Below are 24741 nucleotides of genomic sequence, written 5' to 3' on the forward strand. Positions count from 1 at the left end.
GAAAAAATGTCTCGTGTTGCTAAAGCACCGGTCGTTGTTCCTGCCGGCGTTGATGTAAAAATCAACGGTCAGGTTATTACGATCAAAGGTAAAAACGGCGAGCTGACTCGTACTCTCAACGATGCTGTTGAAGTTACTCATGCAGATAACGCTCTGACTTTCGGCCCACGTACTGGTTACGTTGATGGCTGGGCTCAGGCTGGTACCGCGCGTGCCCTGCTGAACTCAATGGTTATCGGTGTTACCGAAGGCTTCACTAAGAAGCTGCAGCTGGTTGGTGTAGGTTATCGTGCAGCGATCAAAGGGAACGCAGTAAGCCTGGCTCTGGGCTTCTCTCACCCTGTTGAACACGCGCTGCCAGCAGGTATTACTGCAGAATGTCCGTCTCAGACTGAAATCGTGCTGAAAGGCGCTGATAAACAGCTGATCGGTCAGGTTGCAGCAGATCTGCGCGCCTACCGTCGTCCTGAGCCTTACAAAGGCAAGGGTGTTCGTTACGCCGACGAAGTCGTGCGTACCAAAGAGGCTAAGAAGAAGTAAGGTAACACTATGGATAAGAAATCTGCTCGTATCCGTCGTGCGACCCGCGCACGCCGCAAGCTCAAAGAGCTGGGTGCAACTCGCCTGGTGGTACATCGTACCCCGCGTCACATTTACGCACAGGTAATTGCACCGAACGGTTCTGAAGTTCTGGTAGCTGCTTCTACTGTAGAAAAAGCTATCTCTGAACAATTGAAGTACACCGGTAACAAAGACGCCGCTGCAGCTGTAGGTAAAGCTGTTGCTGAACGCGCTCTGGAAAAAGGCATCAAAGATGTTTCCTTTGACCGTTCCGGGTTCCAATATCATGGTCGTGTCCAGGCACTGGCAGATGCTGCCCGTGAAGCTGGCCTTCAGTTCTAAGGTAGAGGTGTAAGATGGCTCACATCGAAAAACAAGCTGGCGAACTGCAGGAAAAGCTGATCGCGGTTAACCGCGTATCTAAAACCGTTAAAGGTGGTCGTATTTTCTCCTTCACAGCTCTGACTGTAGTTGGCGATGGTAACGGTCGCGTTGGTTTTGGTTACGGTAAAGCGCGTGAAGTTCCAGCAGCGATCCAGAAAGCGATGGAAAAAGCCCGTCGCAATATGATTAACGTCGCGCTGAACCACGGCACCCTGCAGCACCCAGTTAAGGGTACTCACACGGGTTCTCGTGTCTTCATGCAGCCGGCTTCCGAAGGTACCGGTATCATCGCCGGTGGTGCAATGCGCGCCGTTCTGGAAGTCGCTGGGGTTCATAACGTTCTGGCTAAAGCATACGGTTCCACCAACCCGATCAACGTGGTTCGTGCAACTATTGATGGCCTGGAAAATATGAAATCTCCAGAAATGGTCGCTGCCAAGCGTGGTAAATCCGTTGAAGAAATTCTGGGGTAATTGACCATGGCAAAGACTATTAAAATTACACAAACCCGCAGTGCAATCGGACGTCTGCCGAAACACAAGGCAACGCTGCTTGGCCTGGGTCTGCGTCGTATTGGTCATACCGTTGAGCGCGAGGATACTCCTGCTGTACGTGGTATGGTCAACGCGGTTTACTTCATGGTTAAAGTTGAGGAGTAAGAGATGCGTTTAAATACTCTGTCTCCGGCCGAAGGCTCTAAAAAGGCGGGTAAACGCCTGGGTCGTGGTATCGGTTCTGGCCTCGGCAAAACCGGTGGTCGTGGTCACAAAGGTCAGAACTCTCGTTCTGGCGGTGGCGTACGTCGCGGTTTCGAGGGTGGTCAGATGCCACTGTACCGTCGTCTGCCGAAGTTCGGCTTCACTTCTCGCAAATCAGCGATTACAGCCGAAGTTCGTCTGTCTGACCTGGCGAAAGTTGAAGGCGGCGTTGTAGACCTGAACACGCTGAAAGCAGCAAACATTATCGGTATTCAGATCGAGTTCGCGAAAGTGATCCTGTCTGGTGAAGTTTCTACCCCGGTAACTGTTCGTGGCCTGCGTGTTACTAAAGGTGCTCGTGCTGCTATCGAAGCTGCTGGCGGTAAAATTGAGGAATAAGTAGCAGATGGCTAAACAACCGGGATTAGATTTTCAAAGTGCCAAAGGTGGGCTTGGCGAACTGAAACGCAGACTTTTGTTTGTGATCGGTGCGCTGATTGTTTTCCGTATTGGCTCTTTTATTCCGATCCCTGGTATTGATGCCGCTGTACTTGCCAAACTGCTTGAGCAACAGCGTGGCACCATCATTGAAATGTTTAACATGTTCTCTGGTGGTGCTCTCAGCCGTGCTTCTATCTTTGCTCTGGGTATCATGCCGTATATTTCGGCATCGATTATTATCCAGCTGCTGACGGTCGTTCATCCGGCCCTGGCAGAACTGAAGAAAGAAGGGGAGTCTGGTCGTCGTAAGATCAGCCAGTACACCCGCTACGGTACTCTGGTGCTGGCAATATTCCAGTCGATCGGTATTGCTACCGGTCTACCGAATATGCCTGGTATGCAGGGCCTGGTTATTAACCCAGGCTTTGCATTCTATTTCACCGCTGTTGTAAGTCTGGTTTCAGGAACAATGTTCCTGATGTGGCTCGGCGAACAAATTACTGAACGGGGTATCGGTAACGGTATTTCGATCATTATTTTCGCCGGTATTGTCGCGGGACTCCCGCCAGCCATTGCCCATACTATCGAGCAAGCGCGTCAAGGCGACCTGCACTTCCTCCTGTTGCTGTTGGTTGCAGTATTAGTATTTGCAGTGACGTTCTTTGTTATTTTCGTTGAACGTGGTCAACGCCGCATTGTGGTAAACTACGCGAAACGTCAGCAAGGCCGTCGTGTCTATGCTGCACAGAGCACACATTTACCGCTGAAAGTGAATATGGCAGGGGTAATCCCGGCAATCTTCGCTTCCAGTATTATTCTGTTCCCGGCGACCATCGCGTCATGGTTCGGGGGCGGTACTGGTTGGAACTGGCTGACAACAATTTCGCTGTATTTGCAGCCTGGGCAACCGCTTTATGTGTTACTCTATGCGTCTGCGATCATCTTCTTCTGTTTCTTCTACACGGCGTTGGTCTTCAACCCGCGTGAAACAGCAGATAACCTGAAGAAGTCCGGTGCATTTGTACCAGGAATTCGTCCGGGAGAGCAAACGGCGAAGTATATCGATAAAGTAATGACCCGCCTGACTCTGGTTGGTGCGCTTTATATTACCTTTATCTGCCTGATCCCGGAGTTCATGCGTGATGCAATGAAAGTACCGTTCTACTTCGGTGGGACCTCACTGCTTATCGTTGTTGTCGTGATTATGGACTTTATGGCTCAAGTGCAAACTCTAATGATGTCAAGTCAGTACGAGTCTGCATTGAAGAAGGCGAACCTGAAAGGCTACGGCCGCTAATAGGTCGCCCGAGAAGTTACGGAGAGTAAAAATGAAAGTTCGTGCTTCCGTCAAGAAATTATGCCGTAACTGCAAAATCGTTAAGCGTGATGGTGTCATCCGTGTGATTTGCAGTGCCGAGCCGAAGCATAAACAGCGCCAAGGCTGATTATTTCGCATATTTTTCTTGCAAAGTTGGGTTGAGCTGGCTAGATTAGCCAGCCAATCTTTTGTATGTCTGTACGTTTCCATTTGAGTATCCTGAAAACGGGCTTTTCAGCATGGTGCGTACATATTAAATAGTAGGAGTGCATAGTGGCCCGTATAGCAGGCATTAACATTCCTGATCAGAAACATGCTGTGATCGCATTAACTTCGATCTATGGCGTCGGCAAGACCCGTTCTAAAGCCATTCTGGCTGCAGCGGGTATCGCTGAAGATGTTAAGATCAGTGAGCTGTCTGAAGAACAAATCGACACGCTGCGTGACGAAGTTGCCAAATTTGTCGTTGAAGGTGATCTGCGCCGTGAAGTTAGCATGAGCATCAAGCGCCTGATGGATCTTGGTTGCTATCGCGGTTTGCGTCATCGTCGTGGTCTGCCAGTGCGCGGTCAGCGTACTAAGACCAACGCACGTACCCGTAAGGGTCCGCGCAAACCGATCAAGAAATAATCGGGGTGATTGAATAATGGCAAAGGCACCAGTTCGTGCACGTAAGCGTGTAAGAAAACAAGTCTCTGACGGCGTGGCTCATATCCATGCTTCTTTCAACAACACCATCGTTACTATTACTGATCGTCAGGGTAACGCGCTGGGTTGGGCAACAGCCGGTGGTTCCGGTTTCCGTGGTTCTCGCAAATCCACTCCGTTCGCAGCTCAGGTTGCAGCAGAGCGTTGCGCTGAAGCCGTAAAAGAATACGGCATCAAGAATCTGGAAGTTATGGTAAAAGGTCCGGGTCCGGGTCGCGAATCTACCGTTCGTGCTCTGAACGCCGCTGGTTTCCGCATCACTAATATTACTGATGTGACTCCGATCCCTCATAACGGTTGTCGTCCGCCGAAAAAACGTCGCGTATAACGCGTTCGTTTTCCAGGTTTGTTGGAGATAGAAAATGGCAAGATATTTGGGTCCTAAGCTCAAGCTGAGCCGTCGTGAGGGCACCGACTTATTCCTTAAGTCTGGCGTTCGCGCGATCGATACCAAGTGTAAAATTGAACAAGCTCCTGGCCAGCACGGTGCGCGTAAACCGCGTCTGTCTGACTATGGTGTGCAGTTGCGTGAAAAGCAAAAAGTTCGCCGTATGTACGGTGTGCTGGAGCGTCAGTTCCGTAACTACTATAAAGAAGCAGCACGTCTGAAAGGCAACACTGGTGAAAACCTGTTGGCTCTGCTGGAAGGTCGTCTGGACAACGTTGTATACCGTATGGGCTTTGGCGCCACTCGTGCTGAAGCACGTCAGATGGTTAGCCATAAAGCAATCATGGTAAACGGTCGTGTTGTTAACATCGCTTCTTATCAGGTTAAAGCGAATGACGTTGTTAGCATTCGTGAGAAAGCGAAAAAGCAATCTCGCGTGAAAGCCGCTCTGGAGCTGGCTGAGCAGCGTGAAAAGCCAACCTGGCTGGAAGTTGATGCTGGCAAGATGGAAGGTACGTTCAAGCGTCAGCCAGAACGTTCTGATCTGTCTGCGGACATTAACGAACACCTGATCGTCGAGCTTTACTCCAAGTAAAGCTTAGTACCAAAGAGAGGACACAATGCAGGGTTCTGTGACAGAGTTTCTAAAACCGCGCCTGGTAGATATCGAGCAAGTGAGTTCGACGCACGCCAAGGTGACCCTTGAGCCTTTAGAGCGTGGCTTTGGCCATACTCTGGGTAACGCACTGCGCCGTATTCTGCTCTCATCGATGCCGGGTTGCGCGGTGACCGAGGTTGAGATTGATGGTGTACTTCATGAGTACAGCACCAAAGAAGGCGTTCAGGAAGATATCCTTGAAATCCTGCTCAACCTGAAAGGGCTGGCGGTGAGAGTTCAGGGTAAAGATGAAGTTATTCTTACTCTGAATAAATCTGGCATTGGCCCTGTGACTGCAGCCGACATCACCCACGACGGTGATGTTGAAATCGTCAAGCCGCAGCACGTGATCTGCCACCTGACCGATGAGAACGCAGCTATTAGCATGCGTATCAAAGTTCAGCGCGGTCGTGGTTATGTGCCGGCTTCTGCCCGAATTCATTCGGAAGAAGATGAGCGCCCAATCGGCCGTCTGCTGGTCGACGCATGCTACAGCCCTGTAGAGCGTATTGCCTACAATGTTGAAGCAGCGCGTGTAGAACAGCGTACCGACCTGGACAAGCTGGTCATCGAAATGGAAACCAACGGCACAATCGATCCTGAAGAGGCGATTCGTCGTGCGGCAACCATCCTGGCAGAACAACTGGAAGCTTTCGTTGACTTACGTGATGTACGTCAGCCGGAAGTGAAAGAAGAGAAACCAGAATTCGATCCGATCCTGCTGCGCCCTGTTGACGATCTGGAATTGACTGTCCGCTCTGCTAACTGCCTCAAGGCAGAAGCTATCCACTATATCGGTGATCTGGTACAGCGTACCGAGGTTGAGTTGCTGAAAACGCCGAACCTGGGTAAAAAATCTCTTACTGAGATTAAAGACGTGCTGGCTTCACGTGGTCTGTCTCTGGGCATGCGCCTGGAAAACTGGCCACCAGCAAGCATTGCTGACGAGTAACCGGATCACAGGTTAAGGTTTTACTGAGAAGGATAAGGTCATGCGCCATCGTAAGAGTGGTCGTCAACTGAACCGCAACAGCAGCCATCGCCAGGCTATGTTCCGCAACATGGCAGGTTCACTGGTTCGTCATGAAATCATCAAGACGACCCTGCCTAAAGCGAAAGAGCTGCGTCGCGTAGTTGAGCCGCTGATTACTCTTGCCAAGACTGACAGCGTTGCTAATCGTCGTCTGGCATTCGCCCGTACTCGTGATAACGAGATCGTGGCAAAACTGTTTAACGAACTGGGCCCGCGTTTCGCGAGCCGTGCCGGTGGTTACACTCGCATTCTGAAGTGTGGCTTCCGTGCAGGCGACAACGCGCCGATGGCTTACATCGAGCTGGTTGATCGTTCAGAGAAAGCAGAAGCTGCTGCAGAGTAATCTGCAGTAACGTAAAAAAACCCGCCCCGGCGGGTTTTTTTATATCTGCTGAATCCCCATTTTCTACACTACTCTTATTCTTTTCCTTCTTTCTGGAGTTTTGCTATGTGGTTATTGGACCAATGGGCAGAACGACACATTCTGGATGCCCAGCGCCAGGGTGAATTCGATGACCTGCCCGGCAGTGGCCAGCCGCTGAAACTGGATGATGATTCACATGTCCCCCCAGAGCTTAGAGCAGCCTACCGCATGTTAAAAAATGCGGGTTGCCTCCCTCCTGAACTTGAACAGCGTAAAGAGGCGATCGAGCTGTCTCATTTGCTCACCACAGTCAAAGAGGGCACTGCAGCGCATGCGGATTACGCTCGCCGTCTCGCCCTTCTGGAACTAAAGCTGCGCCAGGCGGGAGCGAGTACGGAGTTTCTGCGCGGGGATTATGCTGAACGTCTAATGCAAAAAATGAAGGAGGAGTAGCGATGTATCGTATTGGTGAGCTTGCGAAGCTGGCTGAGGTTACCCCTGATACTATTCGTTATTACGAAAAGCAGCAGATGATGGAACACGAGATACGCACTGAAGGGGGCTTCCGGCTTTATACCGACCGGGATCTTCAGCGCCTTAAGTTTATTCGTCATGCGCGACAGCTGGGGTTTACCCTGGAATCGATCCGCGAGCTACTGTCGATCCGTATCGATCCCGAGCATCACACCTGCCAGGAATCAAAAAGTATTGTGCAGGCGAGATTGAGTGAAGTCGAAGCGCGTATCGAAGAGCTTCAAACCATGCGGCTTTCTTTACAGCGGTTGAACGATGCCTGTTGCGGTACTGCACATAGCAGCGTTTACTGTTCTATTCTGGAAACCCTTGAACAAGGGGCGAATGGTGAGTCTCGCGGGTGTTGATTTTATTGTCAGCACCTTCTACACTCGCGTCGATATTTTGAACACTGGAGAAAGTATGAGCCATTATCAACACAAGAAAGGTCAGATCAACAACAATGCCATTGAGGCGTTACTGCATGATCCTTTATTCAGACAGCGGATCGAGAAGAACAAGAAAGGGAAAGGAAGTTATCTGCGCAAAACTAAACATGCAAAACGGGGTAACTGGGAGGCCAGTGGCAAGCAAGCAAGCGAATCGCTTTCTTACCACTGGCCTTCTTGCTTTGAGCGGCTTACAAAGTGCGGTTGTTCTGCGCTTTCAGTAAGTCACGAATTTCAGTAAGCAGCACTTCTTCTTTCGATGGGGCTGGCGGCGCAGCCGGTTCTTCTTTTTTCTTACGGTTTAATTTGTTGATGAGCTTAATGGCCATAAAGATGGCGAAAGCAACAATCATGAAATCAAATACGTTTTGAATAAACACGCCATAGTGCATTACCACTGCAGGGACATCACCTTGCGCTTCCCGCAGCGTTATGGCGAATTGCTTGAAATCTATTCCGCCAATTAAAAGGCCCAGTGGTGGCATGATGATATCCGCAACCAGTGATGAAACGATCTTGCCAAACGCCGCACCAATAATCACACCCACAGCCAAATCCACTACGTTTCCGCGCATCGCAAATTCGCGAAATTCTTTAATAAAACTCATTTTGTTCTCCTTGTGCCAGCTGACAAATACAAGTCTAACAAATCATTAGCGGATTGCCATTGAAGAGAGACGTACGTCACAGAAATATAACCCTTACTTATTATTGGGTTAAAAAGAAAAGGTGCTGAAAACAGCACCTTTGCAAGCGTCAGAGGAAGAAAGGACTTGGCTGGAATAAGCGCTCGACGTCGGTAATAAACTTTTTGTCTGTCAGGAACATAATAACGTGATCGCCCTGCTCAATGCGTAGATTGTCATTAGCGATCATGACATCGTTACCCCGCACCACTGCACCAATGATAGTGCCCGGCGGGAGCTTAATCTCATCGATGGTACGCCCAACCACACGGGAGGTGCTCTCGTCGCCATGCGCCACGGCTTCGATAGCTTCTGCCACTCCACGACGGAGGGAAGACACGCCAACGATATCCGCTTTTCGCACGTGACTCAGCAGGGCAGAGATAGTGGCCTGTTGCGGCGAAATCGCAATATCGATAACGCTTCCCTGCACCAGATCGACATAGGCTTTGCGCTGGATAAGCACCATAACCTTTTTCGCACCCATCCGTTTTGCCAGCATCGCTGACATGATGTTGGCTTCGTCGTCGTTGGTAACAGCAATGAAAAGATCAACCTGATCGATATGCTCTTCGGCAAGCAGCTCCTGATCCGATGCATCGCCATAAAAAACGATCGTATTTTGCAGTTTTTCTGCCAGTTCAGCGGCGCGCTGTTGATCCCTTTCGATCAATTTCACGCTGTAATCTTTTTCCAGCTGCCGGGCCAGGCCAGCGCCGATATTACCGCCCCCGACAAGCATGATGCGCTTATAGGGTTTTTCCAGTCGCTGAAGCTCGCTCATTACCGCGCGGATGTGCTGTGACGCGGCGATAAAGAAGACCTCATCACCGGCTTCGACAATGGTAGAGCCTTGCGGACGAATAGGGCGGTCATGACGGAAAATCGCGGCGACGCGCGTATCGATGTGCGGCATATGTTCGCGCATCGTAGAGAGTGCGTTACCGATCAGCGGGCCGCCATAGTAGGCTTTCACCACCGCAAGACTGACCTTGCCCTCTGCGAAATTCACCACCTGCAGAGCGCCCGGGTATTCAATCAGGCGATAAATACTGTCGATAACCAGCTGTTCCGGCGCGATTAAGTGGTCGATTGGCACCGCATCGGACTGAAACAACTTATCGGCATCACGAACGTAATCCGGCGAACGTATACGCGCGATTCGGTTTGGGGTATTAAATAACGAATAGGCCACCTGACAGGCCACCATATTCGTTTCATCAGAACTGGTGACAGCAACCAGCATGTCTGCGTCATCCGCTCCGGCTTCACGCAACACGCGTGGATGAGAGCCATGCCCCTGTACCACCCGCAGATCGAATTTATCCTGCAGGCCGCGCAGACGATCGCCATTGGTATCAACGATAGTGATGTCGTTATTCTCACCGACCAGGTTTTCTGCCAGCGTACCGCCTACCTGCCCCGCGCCCAGAATGATTATCTTCATATCTTGTGACCCGTTATCAACATCACTCTTTGATTAGCTTAGCGTAAAAGAAACCGTCGCCTTCTTCTGCCCCTGGCAGGTTTTGTTTGCCGGGCAGTTCTGGTGTGCCGGTTAAATGCAGGCGGGCATCAGGTGTGCGCTTCAGGAACGCGGCGATCTGCTGGCTATTCTCTTCCGGCAGAACAGAACAGGTGGCATAAACCAGCGTCCCGCCTGTTTTCAGATGCGGCCAGATAGCGTCGAGGATCTCTGACTGCAACTGTGCCAGTTCGTTGATATCCCGGTCGCGGCGCAACCATTTGATATCCGGATGGCGGCGGATAACGCCGGTCGCTGAGCAAGGGGCATCCAGTAAAATGCGATCGAACTGCTCATCCCCGCACCACTGCCCAGGGGTACGCCCGTCACCCTGCTTAACCTCCGCCTTCATACCCAGACGTTTGAGATTATCGTAGACACGCGAAAGACGCTGTTCGTCAACGTCGACAGCCATCACGTTCGCCTGTGGTGCGACTTCCAGGATATGCGTTGTCTTACCGCCTGGCGCGGCGCAAAGATCAAGGATCCGCTCGCCATTCTGCGGCTCAAGCCAGGTCATGCAACCCTGGGCTGAAGCGTCCTGAACGGTAACCCAGCCCTGTTCAAAGCCAGGCAGAGCATGTACCGGTGCAGGGGCCGCCAGGCGCACTGCATCGCTGTATTCAGGATGAGGGAACCCGGTCATCCCGGCCTCTTCCAGTAATGCCAGCCAGGCATCCCGGGTGTGGTGATTGCGGTTAACGCGTAGCCACATAGGTGGACGCTGGTTATTGGCATTAATTAGCGCTTCCCACTGCTCAGGATAGGCTTTTTGCAGACGCTTTAATAACCAGTCAGGATGCAGGAAACGTTTTTCCGTGCGGGCAAACTCAGCCAGTAATTCATCTTGCTGACGTTGGAACTGTCGCAACACGCCGTTGATCAACCCTTTCAGCTGCGGGCGTTTTACCGCAACCGCGCCTTCTACGGTCTCTGCCAGTGCGGCATGAGGTGGAATGCGGGTATGCAGCAGCTGATAGAAGCCGACCATGATCAGGTAGTGAATGACGCGTTGCTTGCCCGCCATCGGGCGCGCCATAAGTTTTCCGATCAGCCACTCCATCTGGGGTAACGTGCGCAGAACACCAAAGCACAACTCCTGAAGCAGCGACTTATCTTTATCGGAAACCTTTTGCTGTAACGGTGGCAGGACATTGCTCAGGGACTGACCCTGCTCGACCACTTGCTCAATCGCCTGTGCTGCCAGGCTGCGTAAATTTTGTTTTTTCATAACCGCAAAAATAAAAATGCCCGGAAACACCGGGCCTTAATTTGAGATGATCTCAGGCGAGACTGTTGCCAGGGGTAAACCATTCACGGCGGGAGTTAAGAAGGTCCTGCGCGCTCATGGCTTTTTTACCTGCTGGTTGTAAGGATTCCAGATTAAGGATCCCTTCAACTGTCGCGACCTGAATACCCTGTTTATTGGCTTCAATGATTGTTCCCGGTGCAGCGTGAGTTTGGCCATCAATCACGGAGGCCTTCCATACCTTCACTGGCTGTCCGTCTATCTCAAGCCAGCTCATTGGCCATGGATTGAAAGCCCGAATGCAGCGTTCAAGCTGAGCAGCAGGGAGAGTCCAGTCGAGGCGGGCCTCTTCTTTACTGAGCTTTTCAGCATGGGTCACTAATGCTTCGTCCTGAACTTCTGGTTGAGCCCGATTCTCTGCAAGCTGTTGCAGTGTATCAATCAGCCCTTTTGGCCCAAGCTCTGCCAGTTTGTCATACAGGGTGGCACTGGTATCTTCGGCGGTAATAGGACAAGAGAGCTTATGCAGCATATCGCCAGTATCCAGCCCTACGTCCATCTGCATAATCGTCACGCCAGTATCGGCATCGCCAGCCCACAACGAACGCTGGATCGGCGCTGCACCACGCCAGCGTGGGAGAAGTGAACCGTGGACATTAATGCAGCCCAGACGCGGCATATCAAGCACCGCTTTCGGCAGTATGAGGCCATACGCCACAACCACCATGACATCTGCATTTAACTGCGCAACCAGCTGCTGATTTTCCTGCGGCCGTAACGAAGCAGGCTGAAAGACCGGTAAACCGTGCTCTTCAGCCAGGACTTTAACCGGGCTCGGCATCAATTTTTTACCACGGCCTGCCGGACGATCGGGCTGAGTAAATACGCCAACAACCTTATGACCAGACGACAACAGCGCGTCGAGATGACGCGCTGCGAAGTCAGGTGTTCCTGCAAAGATGATACGTAGTGATGTAGACACGTTATTCCTTGTATCCGGGGTCACATTAAGCGCGAGCGCGCATGCGATCCAGTTTCTCTACTTTCTGACGAATACGCTGCTGCTTCAGTGGAGAGAGATAATCGATAAACAGTTTACCGACCAGATGATCCATCTCATGCTGAATGCAAATGGCCAGCAGATCATCCGCTTCCAGTTCGAACGGCTTACCGTCGCGATCAAGCGCGCGGATTTTGACCTTTTCTGCACGCGGTACCAGTGCTCGCTGCTCAGGGATAGAGAGGCAGCCTTCTTCGATACCGGTTTCACCGCTTTTTTCCAGAAGCTCCGGATTGATTAATACCAGGCGCTCGTCGCGGTTCTCAGAAACGTCGATCACAATGATGCGCTGGTGAATATCCACCTGAGTCGCCGCGAGGCCGATGCCTTCTTCGGCGTACATCGTATCGAACATATCATCAATGATACGTTGAGTTTCTGCATTCACTTCTTTAACCGGCTCGGCGACTTTGCGAAGGCGCTCGTCCGGAATATGTAACACTTGCAAAACTGCCATATATTTCCAGAGTCGTATTCAGGAGTTGATAAGAATATAACCTCTATTCTAGACAAAACCCCCTCTGATTGACAGCATCAGTGACCAATCGCAAAGATTGCTATAGCGGCTTCTGGCAGGGGAAAGGATGACATCCACAGAGATTTGGCTACGCCTGATAAGCACAGGAGAGTTGTACGGCGACAAGATGGTGGCGATAGCGCAGCAGCTGCAGCGCGAACCCCATATTGATGGTGCTCTGCTGGTGGAAAGGGGGCTCACCCACAGGCAAAAGGAGAAGTTTTTATCGTTTTCACTGCGGGAACTCGACCGCAGCATGGCCTGGCTGGCCGGACAGGACCATCATCTGATATGTGCGGATAATGCCCTCTATCCTGAGCAGCTTCGCGCTATTGCCGATTACCCTGGGGCTTTGTTTGTTAAGGGGGACCCATCGGTGCTGTCGAGTCTGCAACTTGCCGTGGTCGGCAGCCGCTCCCACTCCTGGTATGGAGAGCGTTGGGGAAAAGTGCTTTGTGAGCAGCTAGCCCAGGCGGGCCTGACGATTACCAGCGGACTGGCCTGCGGCATCGATGGTATAGCGCATCGCGCTGCGCTCAACGTTAAAGGCAAAAGCGTCGCGGTGCTGGGCAACGGTCTGGCTGATGTCTATCCCCGCCGCCATTCGTCGCTTGCCATGCGTCTTGTTGAAAGCGGCGGTGCAGTGATCTCTGAGTTTTCACTCGCGACACCTCCCTGGCCGGGTAATTTCCCGCGACGTAACCGCATCATTAGCGGCCTCAGTCAGGGGGTGTTCGTTATCGAAGCGATGATAAGAAGCGGTTCTCTCGTTACCGCCAAATGCGCCCTTGAGCAGGGGCGTGAGGTCTTTGCATTACCGGGAGCCATTGGCAACCCGGGGAGTGAAGGTCCTCACTGGTTAATAAAGCAAGGGGCGACTCCCGTGACAACGGCAGAAGATATTCTGGAAACGTTGCAAAACGGACTGAGCTGGCTGCCAGAGGATCCCAAAAATTGGCTTTATTCTTCAGATCAGGACCAGGTAGCATTGCCATTTCCTGAGCTCCTGGCTAACGTAGGAGATGAGGTAACACCTGTTGACGTTGTCGCTGAACGTGCCGGCCAACCTGTGCCAGTAACCGTAGCACAGCTACTCGAACTGGAGTTAGCAGGATGGATCGCAGCTGTACCCGGCGGCTATGTCCGATTAAGGAGGGCAAGCCATGTTCGACGTACTCATGTATTTGTTTGAGACTTACATCCATAACGAAGCTGAAGCACGCGTGGATCAGGACAAACTCACACGCGATCTCACCGATGCAGGTTTCGAACGGGAAGATATCTACAACGCGTTAATATGGCTGGAAAAACTGGCTGATTATCAGGAAGGCCTTGCCGAACCGATGCAGTTAGTTTCCGATCCACTGTCTGTACGCATCTATACGGCTGAAGAGTGTGAAAGGCTGGATGCCAGTTGCCGGGGATTTATCTTATTCCTTGAGCAGATTCAGGTGCTGAACCTCGAAACACGAGAAATGGTGATAGAGCGCGTCATGGCGCTGGATACCGCAGAATTTGAGCTGGAGGACCTGAAGTGGGTCATCCTGATGGTTCTGTTCAATATTCCAGGGTGTGAAAATGCCTATCAGCAAATGGAAGAATTACTCTTTGAAGTGAATGAAGGTATGCTGCATTAATTCATTGTGCAGCACCAAGAGTTGTTATGGCCAAATCAGCACTATTTACGGTGCGTAAACATGAGTCCTGCCCGCAGTGTGGGGCAGAACTTGTTATCCGGTCCGGTAAACACGGGCCGTTTCTCGGTTGTTCACACTATCCAGAATGTGATTATGTCCGTCCCCTGAAAAACCAGGCGGACGGGCATATTGTTAAGATTCTGGAGGGACAAGCCTGTCCGGAATGTGGCGGCGATCTGGCGCTGCGTCAGGGGCGTTTTGGCATGTTTATCGGCTGCAGTCGCTATCCCGAATGTCATCACACCGAACAAATCGATAAACCGGATGAAACAGCCGTAGCCTGCCCGCAATGCGGCAGCGGTCATCTCGTGCAACGCCGTTCACGCTATGGTAAGACATTCCACTCCTGCGATCGTTATCCTGAATGTCAGTTTGTTACCAATTTCAAACCAGTGGCGGGCAGCTGCCCTGAGTGCCATTACCCGCTACTTATCGAGAAAAAAACGGCGCAAGGTATGAAGCGCTTCTGCGCCAGTAAACAATGTGGAAAGCCGGTTTCGGCGGAATAAAAAAGTGAAGAATAACCTGCAGTCAGGCTCCGTTGCGCATGCAGTGGATGTGCTGAAAAATGAAGAAGTCATCGCCTATCCAACAGAAGCGGTTTTTGGGGTGGGATGCGATCCCGACAGCGAAGTAGCCGTAACACGTCTCTTAACGCTTAAACAGCGCCCGGTAGAAAAAGGGCTGATTCTCATCGCCGCCAGTTTTGAACAGCTTAAACCTTATATAGATGATTCCATGTTGACGTCAGCGCAGCGTGAAACCATTTTCTCCTCCTGGCCAGGGCCGGTAACGTTTGTGTTTCCGGCGCTGCCGACAACGCCTCGATGGCTGACAGGGCGTTTTGACTCCCTTGCTGTTCGCGTGACGGACCATCCATTAGTTATCGAGCTATGTAATCGCTTTGGTAAACCGCTGGTCTCTACCAGCGCCAATCTGACGGGATTGCCTCCTTGCCGCACTGCAGAAGAGGTGTCAGCGCAGTTTGGCAGTGAGTTCCCGGTGGTCATCGGTGAAACCGGTGGTCGCCTGAATCCGTCAGAAATTCGTGATGCTTTGACCGGCGAACTTTTTCGCCAGGGGTAATCAGATGGAAGCGTACGCCGTTTTTGGTAATCCAGTTGCGCATAGCAAATCGCCGTTTATTCACCAACAGTTCGCACAGCAGTTGCATATCGATCACCCTTATGGCCGAGTGCTTGCTCCCATTGATGCCTTTGTGACGACGCTGGAGGCTTTTTTTGCTGGTGGCGGAAAAGGGGCGAATGTCACCGTACCTTTTAAAGAAGAGGCATTCGGGCGCGCCGATGAGTTAACCGAGCGCGCCTCTCTTGCGGGAGCTGTGAATACGCTCAAGCGGCTTGAAGATGGCCGAATTCTGGGAGACAACACTGATGGCATAGGCCTGCTGAGCGATCTGGAACGTCTGTCATTTATCAAACCTGGCGCGCGTATTCTTTTGATTGGTGCGGGCGGCGCGGCGCGAGGTGTGATTTTACCTCTGCTCTCCCTGGATTGCGCAGTAACCATTACGAATCGTACTTACTCCCGGGCAGAAGAGTTGGCCGCTCTGTTTGCCCACACTGGCAGCATTCATGCGGTCGCTATGGACGCATTGAATGGCCATGAGTTTGATCTGATCGTTAATGCGACCTCAAGCGGCATTGGCGGCGATGTTCCCGCCATTCCGGCGTCATTGATTAATGGACAGGTTAATTGCTATGACATGTTCTATCAGAAAGGCAATACGCCTTTTCTGAGCTGGTGTGAACGGCAAGGCGCAAAACGTGTGGCTGATGGACTGGGAATGCTGGTGGGGCAGGCCGCGCATGCGGTGATGCTCTGGCACGGCGTGCTGCCGGAAGTGGAGCCGGTCATTGAAAAACTCAAACTGGAGCTATCGGCATGAACCAGGCGATCCAGTTCCCGGATCGAGAAAGCTGGGATGAAGACAAACAGGCAGTCTGTTTTCCCGCGCTGGTAAATGGCATGCAAATGATGTGTGCCATTGAAGGAAGAACGCTGGCGCGTCGTTTTGGCGATGGCCTGCCAATTGAGATGTTTCGTGAACATCGCTGGGATCTGGAAGAAGAAGCCAGCGATGCGATCCGCAAGGGTGACGAGGACGATCAAGGGTGGTTCTGGCTTTCCTGATCCAGATAGTCATTCTTCCATTTAACGTAGTTATTGGCTGAGTACTTTAACCCTTCTATTTCCGCTTCCGTCAGGGGGCGGATCTGTTTAACCGGACTCCCTAAATAGAGAAAGCCGCTCTCGAGCCGCTTGTTTTGCGGAACCAGGCTGCCAGCACCAATCATTACGTCATCTTCTACTACCACACCATCCAGCAAAATCGATCCCATGCCGACCAGAACGCGATTGCCGATCGTGCAGCCGTGCAACATCACTTTATGACCGACAGTCACCTCCTCACCAACGATCAGGGGATTACCTTCAGGGTTATAAGAAGATTTATGGGTGACATGCAACACGCTGCCATCCTGAATATTGGTACGGGCGCCGATAGCGACGTAATTCACATCTCCACGAATGGCAACCAGCGGCCAGATACTGACATCATCACCCAGCCGGACATCGCCAATGACCACGCTACTGCTGTCGATCATGACGCGATCGCCTTGTTTTGGGAAAAGATCTTTATAGGGACGGAGTACTGCAGACATATCAACCTCGACTGATGTGCATTCTTTTGATGACTTTGATCCTAATACGTAGCTTGATCAAGGGCCAATTACGTCATTATTTGAGCATATCGGATGGGATTTCAGCGGAAAGAACGAAAAAAGAACAGTCAGAAGAAAAGATCGAAAAAATGCTTGTGCTAAAAACTGGGATCCCTATAATGCGCCTCCATCGACACGGCAGATGTGAATCACTTCACACAGACAGCCGGGCCGGTTGAAGAGAAAAGCGAAAATAATCGCTTGACTCTGAAAGAGGAAAGCGTAATATACGCCACCTCGCAACGGTGAGCGAAAGCCGCGTTGCACTGCTCTTTAACAATTTATCAGACAATCTGTGTGGGCACTCAAAGTGACATGGATTCTTAATGTCTTCGGACAATAAATGAATACCCAGTCTCTGAGTGAACACGTAATTCATTACGAAGTTTAATTCACGAGCATCAAACTTAAATTGAAGAGTTTGATCATGGCTCAGATTGAACGCTGGCGGCAGGCCTAACACATGCAAGTCGAACGGTAGCACAGAGAGCTTGCTCTCGGGTGACGAGTGGCGGACGGGTGAGTAATGTCTGGGAAACTGCCTGATGGAGGGGATAACTACTGGAAACGGTAGCTAATACCGCATAACGTCGCAAGACCAAAGAGGGGACCTTCGGGCCTCTTGCCATCGGATGTGCCCAGATGGGATTAGCTAGTAGGTGGGGTAATGGCTCACCTAGGCGACGATCCCTAGCTGGTCTGAGAGGATGACCAGCCACACTGGAACTGAGACACGGTCCAGACTCCTACGGGAGGCAGCAGTGGGGAATATTGCACAATGGGCGCAAGCCTGATGCAGCCATGCCGCGTGTATGAAGAAGGCCTTCGGGTTGTAAAGTACTTTCAGCGAGGAGGAAGGCATTGTGGCTAATAACCACAGTGATTGACGTTACTCGCAGAAGAAGCACCGGCTAACTCCGTGCCAGCAGCCGCGGTAATACGGAGGGTGCAAGCGTTAATCGGAATTACTGGGCGTAAAGCGCACGCAGGCGGTCTGTTAAGTCAGATGTGAAATCCCCGGGCTCAACCTGGGAACTGCATTTGAAACTGGCAGGCTTGAGTCTTGTAGAGGGGGTAGAATTCCAGGTGTAGCGGTGAAATGCGTAGAGATCTGGAGGAATACCGGTGGCGAAGGCGGCCCCCTGGACAAAGACTGACGCTCAGGTGCGAAAGCGTGGGGAGCAAACAGGATTAGATACCCTGGTAGTCCACGCCGTAAACGATGTCGACTTGGAGGTTGTGCCCTTGAGGCGTGGCTTCCGGAGCTAACGCGTTAAGTCGACCGCCTGGGGAGTACGGCCGCAAGGTTAAAACTCAAATGAATTGACGGGGGCCCGCACAAGCGGTGGAGCATGTGGTTTAATTCGATGCAACGCGAAGAACCTTACCTACTCTTGACATCCAGAGAACTTGGCAGAGATGCCTTGGTGCCTTCGGGAACTCTGAGACAGGTGCTGCATGGCTGTCGTCAGCTCGTGTTGTGAAATGTTGGGTTAAGTCCCGCAACGAGCGCAACCCTTATCCTTTGTTGCCAGCGATTCGGTCGGGAACTCAAAGGAGACTGCCAGTGATAAACTGGAGGAAGGTGGGGATGACGTCAAGTCATCATGGCCCTTACGAGTAGGGCTACACACGTGCTACAATGGCGCATACAAAGAGAAGCGACCTCGCGAGAGCAAGCGGACCTCATAAAGTGCGTCGTAGTCCGGATTGGAGTCTGCAACTCGACTCCATGAAGTCGGAATCGCTAGTAATCGTAGATCAGAATGCTACGGTGAATACGTTCCCGGGCCTTGTACACACCGCCCGTCACACCATGGGAGTGGGTTGCAAAAGAAGTAGGTAGCTTAACCTTCGGGAGGGCGCTTACCACTTTGTGATTCATGACTGGGGTGAAGTCGTAACAAGGTAACCGTAGGGGAACCTGCGGTTGGATCACCTCCTTACCTTAAAGAACCTGCCTTTGCAGTGCTCACACAGATTGTCTGATGAAAATTAGCAGTAAAAAATCTCTGCAGGCTTGTAGCTCAGGTGGTTAGAGCGCACCCCTGATAAGGGTGAGGTCGGTGGTTCAAGTCCACTCAGGCCTACCAAATTTTTATTGATGCTGCGTTGCGGCGACACTCACATACTTCAGTATGCTTCGTGTCACCACGCCTTGCCTCAGAAAAAATTGGCGGTACAGAGAAGACCACGATGGGGCTATAGCTCAGCTGGGAGAGCGCCTGCCTTGCACGCAGGAGGTCTGCGGTTCGATCCCGCATAGCTCCACCATCTTTACTGCACAACCTGAAAACTTCAGAGTGTACCTGCGAAGGTGCGCTGCGAAGTTTTGCTCTTTAAAAATCTGGATCAAGCTGAAAATTGAAACGACACACGTTAAGTGTGTTCGAGTCTCTCAAATTTTCACAACGCGAAGTGAAACAGCTTCGGGTTGTGAGGTTAAGCGACTAAGCGTACACGGTGGATGCCCTGGCAGTCAGAGGCGATGAAGGACGTGCTAATCTGCGAAAAGCGCCGGCGAGGTGATATGAACCCTTGACCCGGCGATGTCCGAATGGGGAAACCCAGTGTGTTCCGACACACTATCGTTAGCTGAATACATAGGCTAACGAGGCGAACCGGGGAACTGAAACATCTAAGTACCCCGAGGAAAAGAAATCAACCGAGATTCCCCCAGTAGCGGCGAGCGAACGGGAGCAGCCCGGAGTCTGAATCAGCTTGTGTGTTAGTGGAAGCGTCTGGAAAGTCGCAGGGTACAGGGTGATACTCCCGTACACGAAAGCACACCTGCTGTGAACTCGAAGAGTAGGGCGGGACACGTGGTATCCTGTCTGAATATGGGGGGACCATCCTCCAAGGCTAAATACTCCTGACTGACCGATAGTGAACCAGTACCGTGAGGGAAAGGCGAAAAGAACCCCGGCGAGGGGAGTGAAAAAGAACCTGAAACCGTGTACGTACAAGCAGTGGGAGCATCCTTCGGGTGTGACTGCGTACCTTTTGTATAATGGGTCAGCGACTTATATTCTGTAGCAAGGTTAACCGTATAGGGGAGCCGAAGGGAAACCGAGTCTTAACTGGGCGTTAAGTTGCAGGGTATAGACCCGAAACCCGGTGATCTAGCCATGGGCAGGTTGAAGGTTGGGTAACACTAACTGGAGGACCGAACCGACTAATGTTGAAAAATTAGCGGATGACCTGTGGCTGGGGGTGAAAGGCCAATCAAACCGGGAGATAGCTGGTTCTCCCCGAAAGCTATTTAGGTAGCGCCTCGTGAATTCATCTCCGGGGGTAGAGCACTGTTTCGGCTAGGGGCCATCCCGGCTTACCAACCCGATGCAAACTGCGAATACCGGAGAATGTTATCACGGGAGACACACGGCGGGTGCTAACGTCCGTCGTGAAGAGGGAAACAACCCAGACCGCCAGCTAAGGTCCCAAAGTCATGGTTAAGTGGGAAACGATGTGGGAAGGCACAGACAGCCAGGATGTTGGCTTAGAAGCAGCCATCATTTAAAGAAAGCGTAATAGCTCACTGGTCGAGTCGGCCTGCGCGGAAGATGTAACGGGGCTAAACCATGCACCGAAGCTGCGGCAGCGACACTATGTGTTGTTGGGTAGGGGAGCGTTCTGTAAGCCTGCGAAGGTGTGCCGTGAGGCATGCTGGAGGTATCAGAAGTGCGAATGCTGACATAAGTAACGATAAAGCGGGTGAAAAGCCCGCTCGCCGGAAGACCAAGGGTTCCTGTCCAACGTTAATCGGGGCAGGGTGAGTCGACCCCTAAGGCGAGGCCGAAAGGCGTAGTCGATGGGAAACAGGTTAATATTCCTGTACTCGGTGTTACTGCGAAGGGGGACGGAGAAGGCTATGTTGGCCGGGCGACGGTTGTCCCGGTTTAAGCATGTAGGCGGAGGTTCCAGGTAAATCCGGTACCTTGTTAACGCTGAGGTGTGATGACGAGGCACTACGGTGCTGAAGCAACAAATGCCCTGCTTCCAGGAAAAGCCTCTAAGCATCAGGTAACATCAAATCGTACCCCAAACCGACACAGGTGGTCAGGTAGAGAATACCAAGGCGCTTGAGAGAACTCGGGTGAAGGAACTAGGCAAAATGGTGCCGTAACTTCGGGAGAAGGCACGCTGATATGTAGGTGAAGCCCCTGCGGGTGGAGCTGAAATCAGTCGAAGATACCAGCTGGCTGCAACTGTTTATTAAAAACACAGCACTGTGCAAACACGAAAGTGGACGTATACGGTGTGACGCCTGCCCGGTGCCGGAAGGTTAATTGATGGGGTTAGCTGTAAGGCGAAGCTCTTGATCGAAGCCCCGGTAAACGGCGGCCGTAACTATAACGGTCCTAAGGTAGCGAAATTCCTTGTCGGGTAAGTTCCGACCTGCACGAATGGCGTAATGATGGCCAGGCTGTCTCCACCCGAGACTCAGTGAAATTGAAATCGCTGTGAAGATGCAGTGTACCCGCGGCAAGACGGAAAGACCCCGTGAACCTTTACTATAGCTTGACACTGAACACTGGTCCTTGATGTGTAGGATAGGTGGGAGGCTTTGAAGTGTGGACGCCAGTCTGCATGGAGCCGTCCTTGAAATACCACCCTTTAATGGCTGGTGTTCTAACGTGGACCCGTAATCCGGGTTGCGGACAGTGTCTGGTGGGTAGTTTGACTGGGGCGGTCTCCTCCTAAAGAGTAACGGAGGAGCACGAAGGTCAGCTAATCCTGGTCGGACATCAGGAGGTTAGTGCAATGGCATAAGCTGGCTTGACTGCGAGAGTGACGGCTCGAGCAGGTGCGAAAGCAGGTCATAGTGATCCGGTGGTTCTGAATGGAAGGGCCATCGCTCAACGGATAAAAGGTACTCCGGGGATAACAGGCTGATACCGCCCAAGAGTTCATATCGACGGCGGTGTTTGGCACCTCGATGTCGGCTCATCACATCCTGGGGCTGAAGTAGGTCCCAAGGGTATGGCTGTTCGCCATTTAAAGTGGTACGCGAGCTGGGTTTAGAACGTCGTGAGACAGTTCGGTCCCTATCTGCCGTGGGCGCTGGAGAATTGAGGGGGCTGCTCCTAGTACGAGAGGACCGGAGTGGACGCATCACTGGTGTTCGGGTTGTCATGCCAATGGCACTGCCCGGTAGCTAAATGCGGAAGAGATAAGTGCTGAAAGCATCTAAGCACGAAACTTGCCCCGAGATGAGTTCTCCCTGACCCTTTAAGGGTCCTGAAGGAACGTTGAAGACGACGACGTTGATAGGCCGGGTGTGTAAGCGCAGCGATGCGTTGAGCTAACCGGTACTAATGAACCGTGAGGCTTAACCTTACAACGCCGAAGCTGTTTCGGTGGATTTGAGAGATCTTCAGCTGATACAGATTACAGAATTTGCCTGGCGGCTGTAGCGCGGTGGTCCCACCTGACCCCATGCCGAACTCAGAAGTGAAACGCCGTAGCGCCGATGGTAGTGTGGGGCCTCCCCATGCGAGAGTAGGGAACTGCCAGGCATCAAATTTAGCGTGCTGATATGGCTCAGTTGGTAGAGCGCACCCTTGGTAAGGGTGAGGTCCCCAGTTCGACTCTGGGTATCAGCACCACTTTATACTTAGGTTAAAGTTCGGCAAGAAGTAAAAGAATTTGTCTGGCGGCTGTAGCGCGGTGGTCCCACCTGACCCCATGCCGAACTCAGAAGTGAAACGCCGTAGCGCCGATGGTAGTGTGGGGTCTCCCCATGCGAGAGTAGGGAACTGCCAGACATCAATTAAGTGAAAAGGCCATCCGAAAGGATGGCCTTTTTGCATTTCTGCGTCACAAAAACCAGGGCCCGACGCGTACAGCGCCGCCGGGCCGATCAACGTTAGTGAATAATCTGCGACAAAAACGCGCGCGTACGTTCTGATTTGGGGTGGGAGAAGAACTCTTCCGGCGGTGCCTGCTCGACAATTTCTCCGCGATCCATAAAGATCACCCGGTCCGCCACGGTTCTGGCGAAGCCCATCTCGTGCGTGACGCAGAGCATGGTCATCCCAGATTCCGCCAGGCCTATCATCGTATCCAGAACCTCTTTCACCATCTCGGGATCGAGCGCTGAAGTCGGCTCATCAAACAGCATTATTTTAGGTTTCATGCACAGAGAGCGGGCGATGGCCACGCGTTGCTGCTGACCGCCCGAGATCTGTCCCGGAAACTTATGAGCGTGTTCAGCAATGCGTACCCGCTCCAGATAGTGCATGGCAAGTGCTTCAGCTTCTTTTTTTGGCATCTTACGGACCCAGACAGGCGCCAGAGTACAGTTTTGCAGAACGGTCAGATGAGGGAATAAATTAAAATGCTGGAAGACCATGCCCACCTCCTGGCGAACACGCTCAACGTTGCGGATGTCGTCATTCAGCTCGATCCCATCCACCACAATCCGGCCTTGCTGATGCTCTTCCAGATGGTTGATGCAGCGGATCGTTGTTGATTTACCCGAGCCTGAAGGCCCACAAAGGACAATACGCTCGCCTTGTTTCACCTTCAGGTTAATGTTTTTCAGCACATGAAATTGCCCGTACCACTTATTCACGTTATCCAGCGTAATCATCGCGTCAGCGGGGGTCATAGTTATCTGGCTCATAGGTTCCTCAGTGCGGTGTACGCCCGGTGTTAAAGCGCTTTTCCAGATGCTGGCTGTAGCGCGACATGCTAAAACAGAAAATCCAGTAGATAAGTGCTGCAAAAACGTAGCCTTCTGTCGACATGCCCAGCCACGCCGGGTCGACGGTAGCCTGCTGCACGCTACTGAATAGATCGAATAATCCAATAATGATCACCAGACTGGTGTCCTTAAACAGCGCAATGATGGTGTTCACCAGGCCCGGGATCACCAGCTTCAGCGCCTGGGGAAGGATCACCAGTCCCTGCGTTTTCCAGTAACCCAGCGCCAGCGATTCGGCTGCTTCATACTGGCCCTTGGGGAGCGCCTGCAATCCGCCGCGTACGACCTCGGCGACATAAGCAGACTGGAACAGAATGACACCGACCAGAGCGCGGATCAGCTTGTCGATGGTAGTGCCTTCCGCCATAAACAGCGGTAGCATCACGGAAGACATAAAGAGCACGGTGATAAGCGGAACGCCGCGCCAGAACTCGATAAAAATTACCGAGAGGACGCGCACGACCGGCATGGTTGAGCGGCGACCCAGCGCCAGTAAAATCCCTAATGGCAGTGCGCCGGCAATCCCTACCGAGGCGATAATGAGCGTCAGCGTCAGACCGCCCCACTGGCGGGTTTCAACGCGATCCAGCCCCAGCACGCCGCCATACAACAGTCCCCAGACAAGCAGGGGATAGATCACCGCCCAACAGGCAATGTATCGTCCCCGATGGGGTAACCTCTTCCAGAACATGGGAACGACAGAGAGCAGCCCGATAACCAGCGCAAGGTTAATGCGCCAACGCTGATCGTGGGGATAGAGCCCATACATAAACTGGCCGAAGCGCTGATGAATAAAGACCCAGCAGGCTCCCTCTTTTGTGCAATCGGCGCGGGTGGTACCGATCCAGTTAGCCTGCAAAAATGCCCAGTTAATGAGTGGCGGGATAAGCTCCCACATCAGCCAGAAGCAGAACAGGGTGAGTAAACTGTTGCTCCAGCTGGAGAACAGGTTTTTACGAGCCCAGTTAATGATGCGTCCGTTGCCCGTTGTGGCCGGACGCGCAGGGTGAGACAAGACCGCTTTTGTCATCATGGTTCC

General features: G+C 52.1%; 28 protein-coding genes, 3 tRNA genes, 4 rRNA genes and 1 pseudogene. 28 read left to right on the forward strand and 8 right to left on the reverse strand.

Translation table 11 applies throughout. From position 1 onward, the window contains the following. Window positions 1–6: 6 nt before the first annotated feature. The 15 genes and pseudogenes from rplF (at window position 7) to DVA43_RS20220 (ending at window position 7739) form a co-directional block, all read left to right on the forward strand. Complete coding sequence (rplF, locus tag DVA43_RS20150; protein ID WP_103177266.1) at window positions 7–540, forward strand: 50S ribosomal protein L6; 534 nt, start codon at window positions 7–9, stop codon at window positions 538–540. A gap of 9 nt (window positions 541–549) precedes the next feature. Continuing rightward, complete coding sequence (rplR, locus tag DVA43_RS20155; protein ID WP_039076817.1) at window positions 550–903, forward strand: 50S ribosomal protein L18; 354 nt, start codon at window positions 550–552, stop codon at window positions 901–903. A 14-nt stretch (window positions 904–917) separates the two neighbouring features. Beyond that, window positions 918–1418: a 30S ribosomal protein S5 gene (gene rpsE / locus DVA43_RS20160; protein WP_007369821.1), complete on the forward strand. Its 501-nt coding sequence runs from the start codon at window positions 918–920 to the stop codon at window positions 1416–1418. A gap of 6 nt (window positions 1419–1424) precedes the next feature. Continuing rightward, window positions 1425–1604: a 50S ribosomal protein L30 gene (gene rpmD, locus DVA43_RS20165; RefSeq protein ID WP_003863301.1), complete on the forward strand. Its 180-nt coding sequence runs from the start codon at window positions 1425–1427 to the stop codon at window positions 1602–1604. A gap of 3 nt (window positions 1605–1607) precedes the next feature. After that, window positions 1608–2042 carry a 50S ribosomal protein L15 gene (gene rplO, locus DVA43_RS20170; protein WP_039032065.1) on the forward strand — a complete coding sequence of 145 codons (435 nt, stop codon included), beginning with the start codon at window positions 1608–1610 and terminating at the stop codon, window positions 2040–2042. Between the two features lie 7 nt (window positions 2043–2049). Further along, window positions 2050–3381 carry a preprotein translocase subunit SecY gene (secY, locus tag DVA43_RS20175; protein WP_103177265.1) on the forward strand — a complete coding sequence of 444 codons (1332 nt, stop codon included), beginning with the start codon at window positions 2050–2052 and terminating at the stop codon, window positions 3379–3381. A gap of 31 nt (window positions 3382–3412) precedes the next feature. After that, window positions 3413–3529, forward strand: coding sequence for a 50S ribosomal protein L36 (gene rpmJ, locus DVA43_RS20180; protein WP_000868187.1), 117 nt, complete (start codon window positions 3413–3415; stop codon window positions 3527–3529). A gap of 146 nt (window positions 3530–3675) precedes the next feature. Beyond that, a complete protein-coding gene (rpsM, locus tag DVA43_RS20185) occupies window positions 3676–4032 on the forward strand; it encodes a 30S ribosomal protein S13 (RefSeq protein ID WP_003031135.1) in 357 nt (118 codons plus the stop codon). Window positions 4033–4048: 16 nt separating this feature from the next. Next, entirely contained in the window at window positions 4049–4438 is a 390-nt protein-coding gene (rpsK, locus tag DVA43_RS20190) for a 30S ribosomal protein S11 (RefSeq protein ID WP_003863312.1), read from the forward strand. A 34-nt stretch (window positions 4439–4472) separates the two neighbouring features. Further along, window positions 4473–5093: a 30S ribosomal protein S4 gene (gene rpsD, locus DVA43_RS20195; protein WP_032614687.1), complete on the forward strand. Its 621-nt coding sequence runs from the start codon at window positions 4473–4475 to the stop codon at window positions 5091–5093. A gap of 25 nt (window positions 5094–5118) precedes the next feature. Next, entirely contained in the window at window positions 5119–6108 is a 990-nt protein-coding gene (gene rpoA, locus DVA43_RS20200; protein ID WP_002919219.1) for a DNA-directed RNA polymerase subunit alpha, read from the forward strand. Between the two features lie 40 nt (window positions 6109–6148). Beyond that, window positions 6149–6532 (forward strand): 50S ribosomal protein L17, encoded by a 384-nt coding sequence (gene rplQ / locus DVA43_RS20205; protein ID WP_001216368.1) that lies wholly within the window; start codon window positions 6149–6151, stop codon window positions 6530–6532. Window positions 6533–6637: 105 nt separating this feature from the next. Further along, complete coding sequence (locus DVA43_RS20210) at window positions 6638–7006, forward strand: DUF1992 domain-containing protein (protein ID WP_114316547.1); 369 nt, start codon at window positions 6638–6640, stop codon at window positions 7004–7006. 2 nt (window positions 7007–7008) lie between these two features. Then, complete coding sequence (gene zntR, locus DVA43_RS20215) at window positions 7009–7434, forward strand: Zn(2+)-responsive transcriptional regulator (protein ID WP_103825482.1); 426 nt, start codon at window positions 7009–7011, stop codon at window positions 7432–7434. 55 nt (window positions 7435–7489) lie between these two features. Continuing rightward, window positions 7490–7739: pseudogene (locus DVA43_RS20220) on the forward strand (alternative ribosome-rescue factor A). Here DVA43_RS20220 and mscL read toward each other — a convergent pair. From mscL to def, 5 genes are all read right to left on the reverse strand, one after another. After that, on the reverse strand, window positions 7707–8123 hold the full coding sequence (gene mscL / locus DVA43_RS20225) for a large-conductance mechanosensitive channel protein MscL (RefSeq protein ID WP_103177261.1): 417 nt from the start codon (window positions 8121–8123) through the stop codon (window positions 7707–7709). The pseudogene DVA43_RS20220 and the gene mscL sit on opposite strands and share 33 nt — an antisense overlap. A gap of 148 nt (window positions 8124–8271) precedes the next feature. Then, entirely contained in the window at window positions 8272–9648 is a 1377-nt protein-coding gene (gene trkA, locus DVA43_RS20230; RefSeq protein ID WP_103177260.1) for a Trk system potassium transporter TrkA, read from the reverse strand. 22 nt (window positions 9649–9670) lie between these two features. Next, entirely contained in the window at window positions 9671–10957 is a 1287-nt protein-coding gene (gene rsmB, locus DVA43_RS20235) for a 16S rRNA (cytosine(967)-C(5))-methyltransferase RsmB (RefSeq protein ID WP_103180997.1), read from the reverse strand. Window positions 10958–11009: 52 nt separating this feature from the next. Continuing rightward, window positions 11010–11957 (reverse strand): methionyl-tRNA formyltransferase, encoded by a 948-nt coding sequence (gene fmt, locus DVA43_RS20240; RefSeq protein ID WP_114316548.1) that lies wholly within the window; start codon window positions 11955–11957, stop codon window positions 11010–11012. Between the two features lie 25 nt (window positions 11958–11982). Continuing rightward, window positions 11983–12492, reverse strand: a complete 510-nt coding sequence (gene def / locus DVA43_RS20245) for a peptide deformylase (protein WP_103825484.1) — start codon at window positions 12490–12492, stop codon at window positions 11983–11985. 127 nt (window positions 12493–12619) lie between these two features. Between def and dprA the strand changes: the two genes are divergently transcribed. Genes dprA through DVA43_RS20275 form a run of 6 tightly spaced genes read left to right on the forward strand, consistent with a single transcriptional unit; the run spans window position 12620 to window position 16403 of the window. Beyond that, window positions 12620–13744: a DNA-protecting protein DprA gene (gene dprA / locus DVA43_RS20250; RefSeq protein WP_114316549.1), complete on the forward strand. Its 1125-nt coding sequence runs from the start codon at window positions 12620–12622 to the stop codon at window positions 13742–13744. Next, window positions 13716–14189 carry a DUF494 family protein Smg gene (smg, locus tag DVA43_RS20255; RefSeq protein WP_039032055.1) on the forward strand — a complete coding sequence of 158 codons (474 nt, stop codon included), beginning with the start codon at window positions 13716–13718 and terminating at the stop codon, window positions 14187–14189. The genes dprA and smg overlap by 29 nt, the downstream gene beginning before the upstream one ends. Window positions 14190–14215: 26 nt before the next feature. After that, window positions 14216–14758, forward strand: a complete 543-nt coding sequence (locus tag DVA43_RS20260; RefSeq protein WP_114316550.1) for a type I DNA topoisomerase — start codon at window positions 14216–14218, stop codon at window positions 14756–14758. A 4-nt stretch (window positions 14759–14762) separates the two neighbouring features. After that, a complete protein-coding gene (tsaC, locus tag DVA43_RS20265) occupies window positions 14763–15335 on the forward strand; it encodes an L-threonylcarbamoyladenylate synthase type 1 TsaC (protein ID WP_103177256.1) in 573 nt (190 codons plus the stop codon). A 4-nt stretch (window positions 15336–15339) separates the two neighbouring features. Next, window positions 15340–16158 carry a shikimate dehydrogenase gene (aroE, locus tag DVA43_RS20270; RefSeq protein ID WP_114316551.1) on the forward strand — a complete coding sequence of 273 codons (819 nt, stop codon included), beginning with the start codon at window positions 15340–15342 and terminating at the stop codon, window positions 16156–16158. Continuing rightward, on the forward strand, window positions 16155–16403 hold the full coding sequence (locus tag DVA43_RS20275) for a DUF1488 domain-containing protein (protein WP_103177254.1): 249 nt from the start codon (window positions 16155–16157) through the stop codon (window positions 16401–16403). The genes aroE and DVA43_RS20275 overlap by 4 nt, the downstream gene beginning before the upstream one ends. Here the strand turns inward: DVA43_RS20275 and DVA43_RS20280 are convergent. Next, window positions 16379–16933, reverse strand: a complete 555-nt coding sequence (locus tag DVA43_RS20280) for a gamma carbonic anhydrase family protein (RefSeq protein WP_103177253.1) — start codon at window positions 16931–16933, stop codon at window positions 16379–16381. The two genes, DVA43_RS20275 and DVA43_RS20280, sit on opposite strands and share 25 nt — an antisense overlap. 469 nt (window positions 16934–17402) lie before the next feature. Between DVA43_RS20280 and DVA43_RS20285 the strand changes: the two genes are divergently transcribed. The 7 genes from DVA43_RS20285 to rrf (DVA43_RS20315) all read left to right on the forward strand — a co-directional run bounded on the left by DVA43_RS20285 (window position 17403) and on the right by rrf (DVA43_RS20315) (window position 22761). After that, window positions 17403–18939 (forward strand): 16S ribosomal RNA (locus tag DVA43_RS20285). A gap of 70 nt (window positions 18940–19009) precedes the next feature. Next, window positions 19010–19086 (forward strand) — tRNA-Ile (locus tag DVA43_RS20290). A 105-nt stretch (window positions 19087–19191) separates the two neighbouring features. Continuing rightward, window positions 19192–19267, forward strand: a tRNA-Ala gene (locus tag DVA43_RS20295). 166 nt (window positions 19268–19433) lie between these two features. Next, a 23S ribosomal RNA gene (locus tag DVA43_RS20300) occupies window positions 19434–22333 on the forward strand. A gap of 63 nt (window positions 22334–22396) precedes the next feature. Continuing rightward, a 5S ribosomal RNA gene (gene rrf, locus DVA43_RS20305) occupies window positions 22397–22512 on the forward strand. A gap of 14 nt (window positions 22513–22526) precedes the next feature. Beyond that, window positions 22527–22602 (forward strand) — tRNA-Thr (locus DVA43_RS20310). 43 nt (window positions 22603–22645) lie between these two features. Beyond that, window positions 22646–22761: ribosomal RNA gene (gene rrf / locus DVA43_RS20315) — 5S ribosomal RNA — on the forward strand. The 16S, 23S and 5S rRNA genes sit together here with 3 tRNA genes alongside, the layout of an rRNA operon. Window positions 22762–22862: 101 nt before the next feature. Here rrf (DVA43_RS20315) and DVA43_RS20320 read toward each other — a convergent pair. Then, window positions 22863–23621 (reverse strand): amino acid ABC transporter ATP-binding protein, encoded by a 759-nt coding sequence (locus DVA43_RS20320; protein ID WP_114316552.1) that lies wholly within the window; start codon window positions 23619–23621, stop codon window positions 22863–22865. A 7-nt stretch (window positions 23622–23628) separates the two neighbouring features. Further along, the gene (locus DVA43_RS20325) at window positions 23629–24732 is read right to left on the reverse strand and encodes an amino acid ABC transporter permease (RefSeq protein ID WP_103824981.1); all 1104 of its coding nucleotides are present in this window, start codon (window positions 24730–24732) and stop codon (window positions 23629–23631) included. Window positions 24733–24741 lie beyond the last annotated feature (9 nt).

The organism is Leclercia sp. W6 (assembly GCF_003336345.1).
Classification (GTDB): Bacteria; Pseudomonadota; Gammaproteobacteria; order Enterobacterales; family Enterobacteriaceae; genus Enterobacter.

Coding starts and splice junctions, on each gene's coding strand:
- rplF (WP_103177266.1), top strand. CDS start 7: ATGTCTCGTGTTGCTAAAGCACCGGTCGTTGTTCCTGCCGGCGTTGAT.
- rplR (WP_039076817.1), top strand. CDS start 550: ATGGATAAGAAATCTGCTCGTATCCGTCGTGCGACCCGCGCACGCCGC.
- rpsE (WP_007369821.1), top strand. CDS start 918: ATGGCTCACATCGAAAAACAAGCTGGCGAACTGCAGGAAAAGCTGATC.
- rpmD (WP_003863301.1), top strand. CDS start 1,425: ATGGCAAAGACTATTAAAATTACACAAACCCGCAGTGCAATCGGACGT.
- rplO (WP_039032065.1), top strand. CDS start 1,608: ATGCGTTTAAATACTCTGTCTCCGGCCGAAGGCTCTAAAAAGGCGGGT.
- secY (WP_103177265.1), top strand. CDS start 2,050: ATGGCTAAACAACCGGGATTAGATTTTCAAAGTGCCAAAGGTGGGCTT.
- rpmJ (WP_000868187.1), top strand. CDS start 3,413: ATGAAAGTTCGTGCTTCCGTCAAGAAATTATGCCGTAACTGCAAAATC.
- rpsK (WP_003863312.1), top strand. CDS start 4,049: ATGGCAAAGGCACCAGTTCGTGCACGTAAGCGTGTAAGAAAACAAGTC.
- rpsD (WP_032614687.1), top strand. CDS start 4,473: ATGGCAAGATATTTGGGTCCTAAGCTCAAGCTGAGCCGTCGTGAGGGC.
- rpoA (WP_002919219.1), top strand. CDS start 5,119: ATGCAGGGTTCTGTGACAGAGTTTCTAAAACCGCGCCTGGTAGATATC.
- rplQ (WP_001216368.1), top strand. CDS start 6,149: ATGCGCCATCGTAAGAGTGGTCGTCAACTGAACCGCAACAGCAGCCAT.
- DVA43_RS20210 (WP_114316547.1), top strand. CDS start 6,638: ATGTGGTTATTGGACCAATGGGCAGAACGACACATTCTGGATGCCCAG.
- zntR (WP_103825482.1), top strand. CDS start 7,009: ATGTATCGTATTGGTGAGCTTGCGAAGCTGGCTGAGGTTACCCCTGAT.
- mscL (WP_103177261.1), bottom strand. CDS start 8,123: ATGAGTTTTATTAAAGAATTTCGCGAATTTGCGATGCGCGGAAACGTA.
- trkA (WP_103177260.1), bottom strand. CDS start 9,648: ATGAAGATAATCATTCTGGGCGCGGGGCAGGTAGGCGGTACGCTGGCA.
- rsmB (WP_103180997.1), bottom strand. CDS start 10,957: ATGAAAAAACAAAATTTACGCAGCCTGGCAGCACAGGCGATTGAGCAA.
- def (WP_103825484.1), bottom strand. CDS start 12,492: ATGGCAGTTTTGCAAGTGTTACATATTCCGGACGAGCGCCTTCGCAAA.
- dprA (WP_114316549.1), top strand. CDS start 12,620: ATGACATCCACAGAGATTTGGCTACGCCTGATAAGCACAGGAGAGTTG.
- smg (WP_039032055.1), top strand. CDS start 13,716: ATGTTCGACGTACTCATGTATTTGTTTGAGACTTACATCCATAACGAA.
- DVA43_RS20260 (WP_114316550.1), top strand. CDS start 14,216: ATGGCCAAATCAGCACTATTTACGGTGCGTAAACATGAGTCCTGCCCG.
- aroE (WP_114316551.1), top strand. CDS start 15,340: ATGGAAGCGTACGCCGTTTTTGGTAATCCAGTTGCGCATAGCAAATCG.
- DVA43_RS20275 (WP_103177254.1), top strand. CDS start 16,155: ATGAACCAGGCGATCCAGTTCCCGGATCGAGAAAGCTGGGATGAAGAC.
- DVA43_RS20280 (WP_103177253.1), bottom strand. CDS start 16,933: ATGTCTGCAGTACTCCGTCCCTATAAAGATCTTTTCCCAAAACAAGGC.
- DVA43_RS20320 (WP_114316552.1), bottom strand. CDS start 23,621: ATGAGCCAGATAACTATGACCCCCGCTGACGCGATGATTACGCTGGAT.
- DVA43_RS20325 (WP_103824981.1), bottom strand. CDS start 24,732: ATGACAAAAGCGGTCTTGTCTCACCCTGCGCGTCCGGCCACAACGGGC.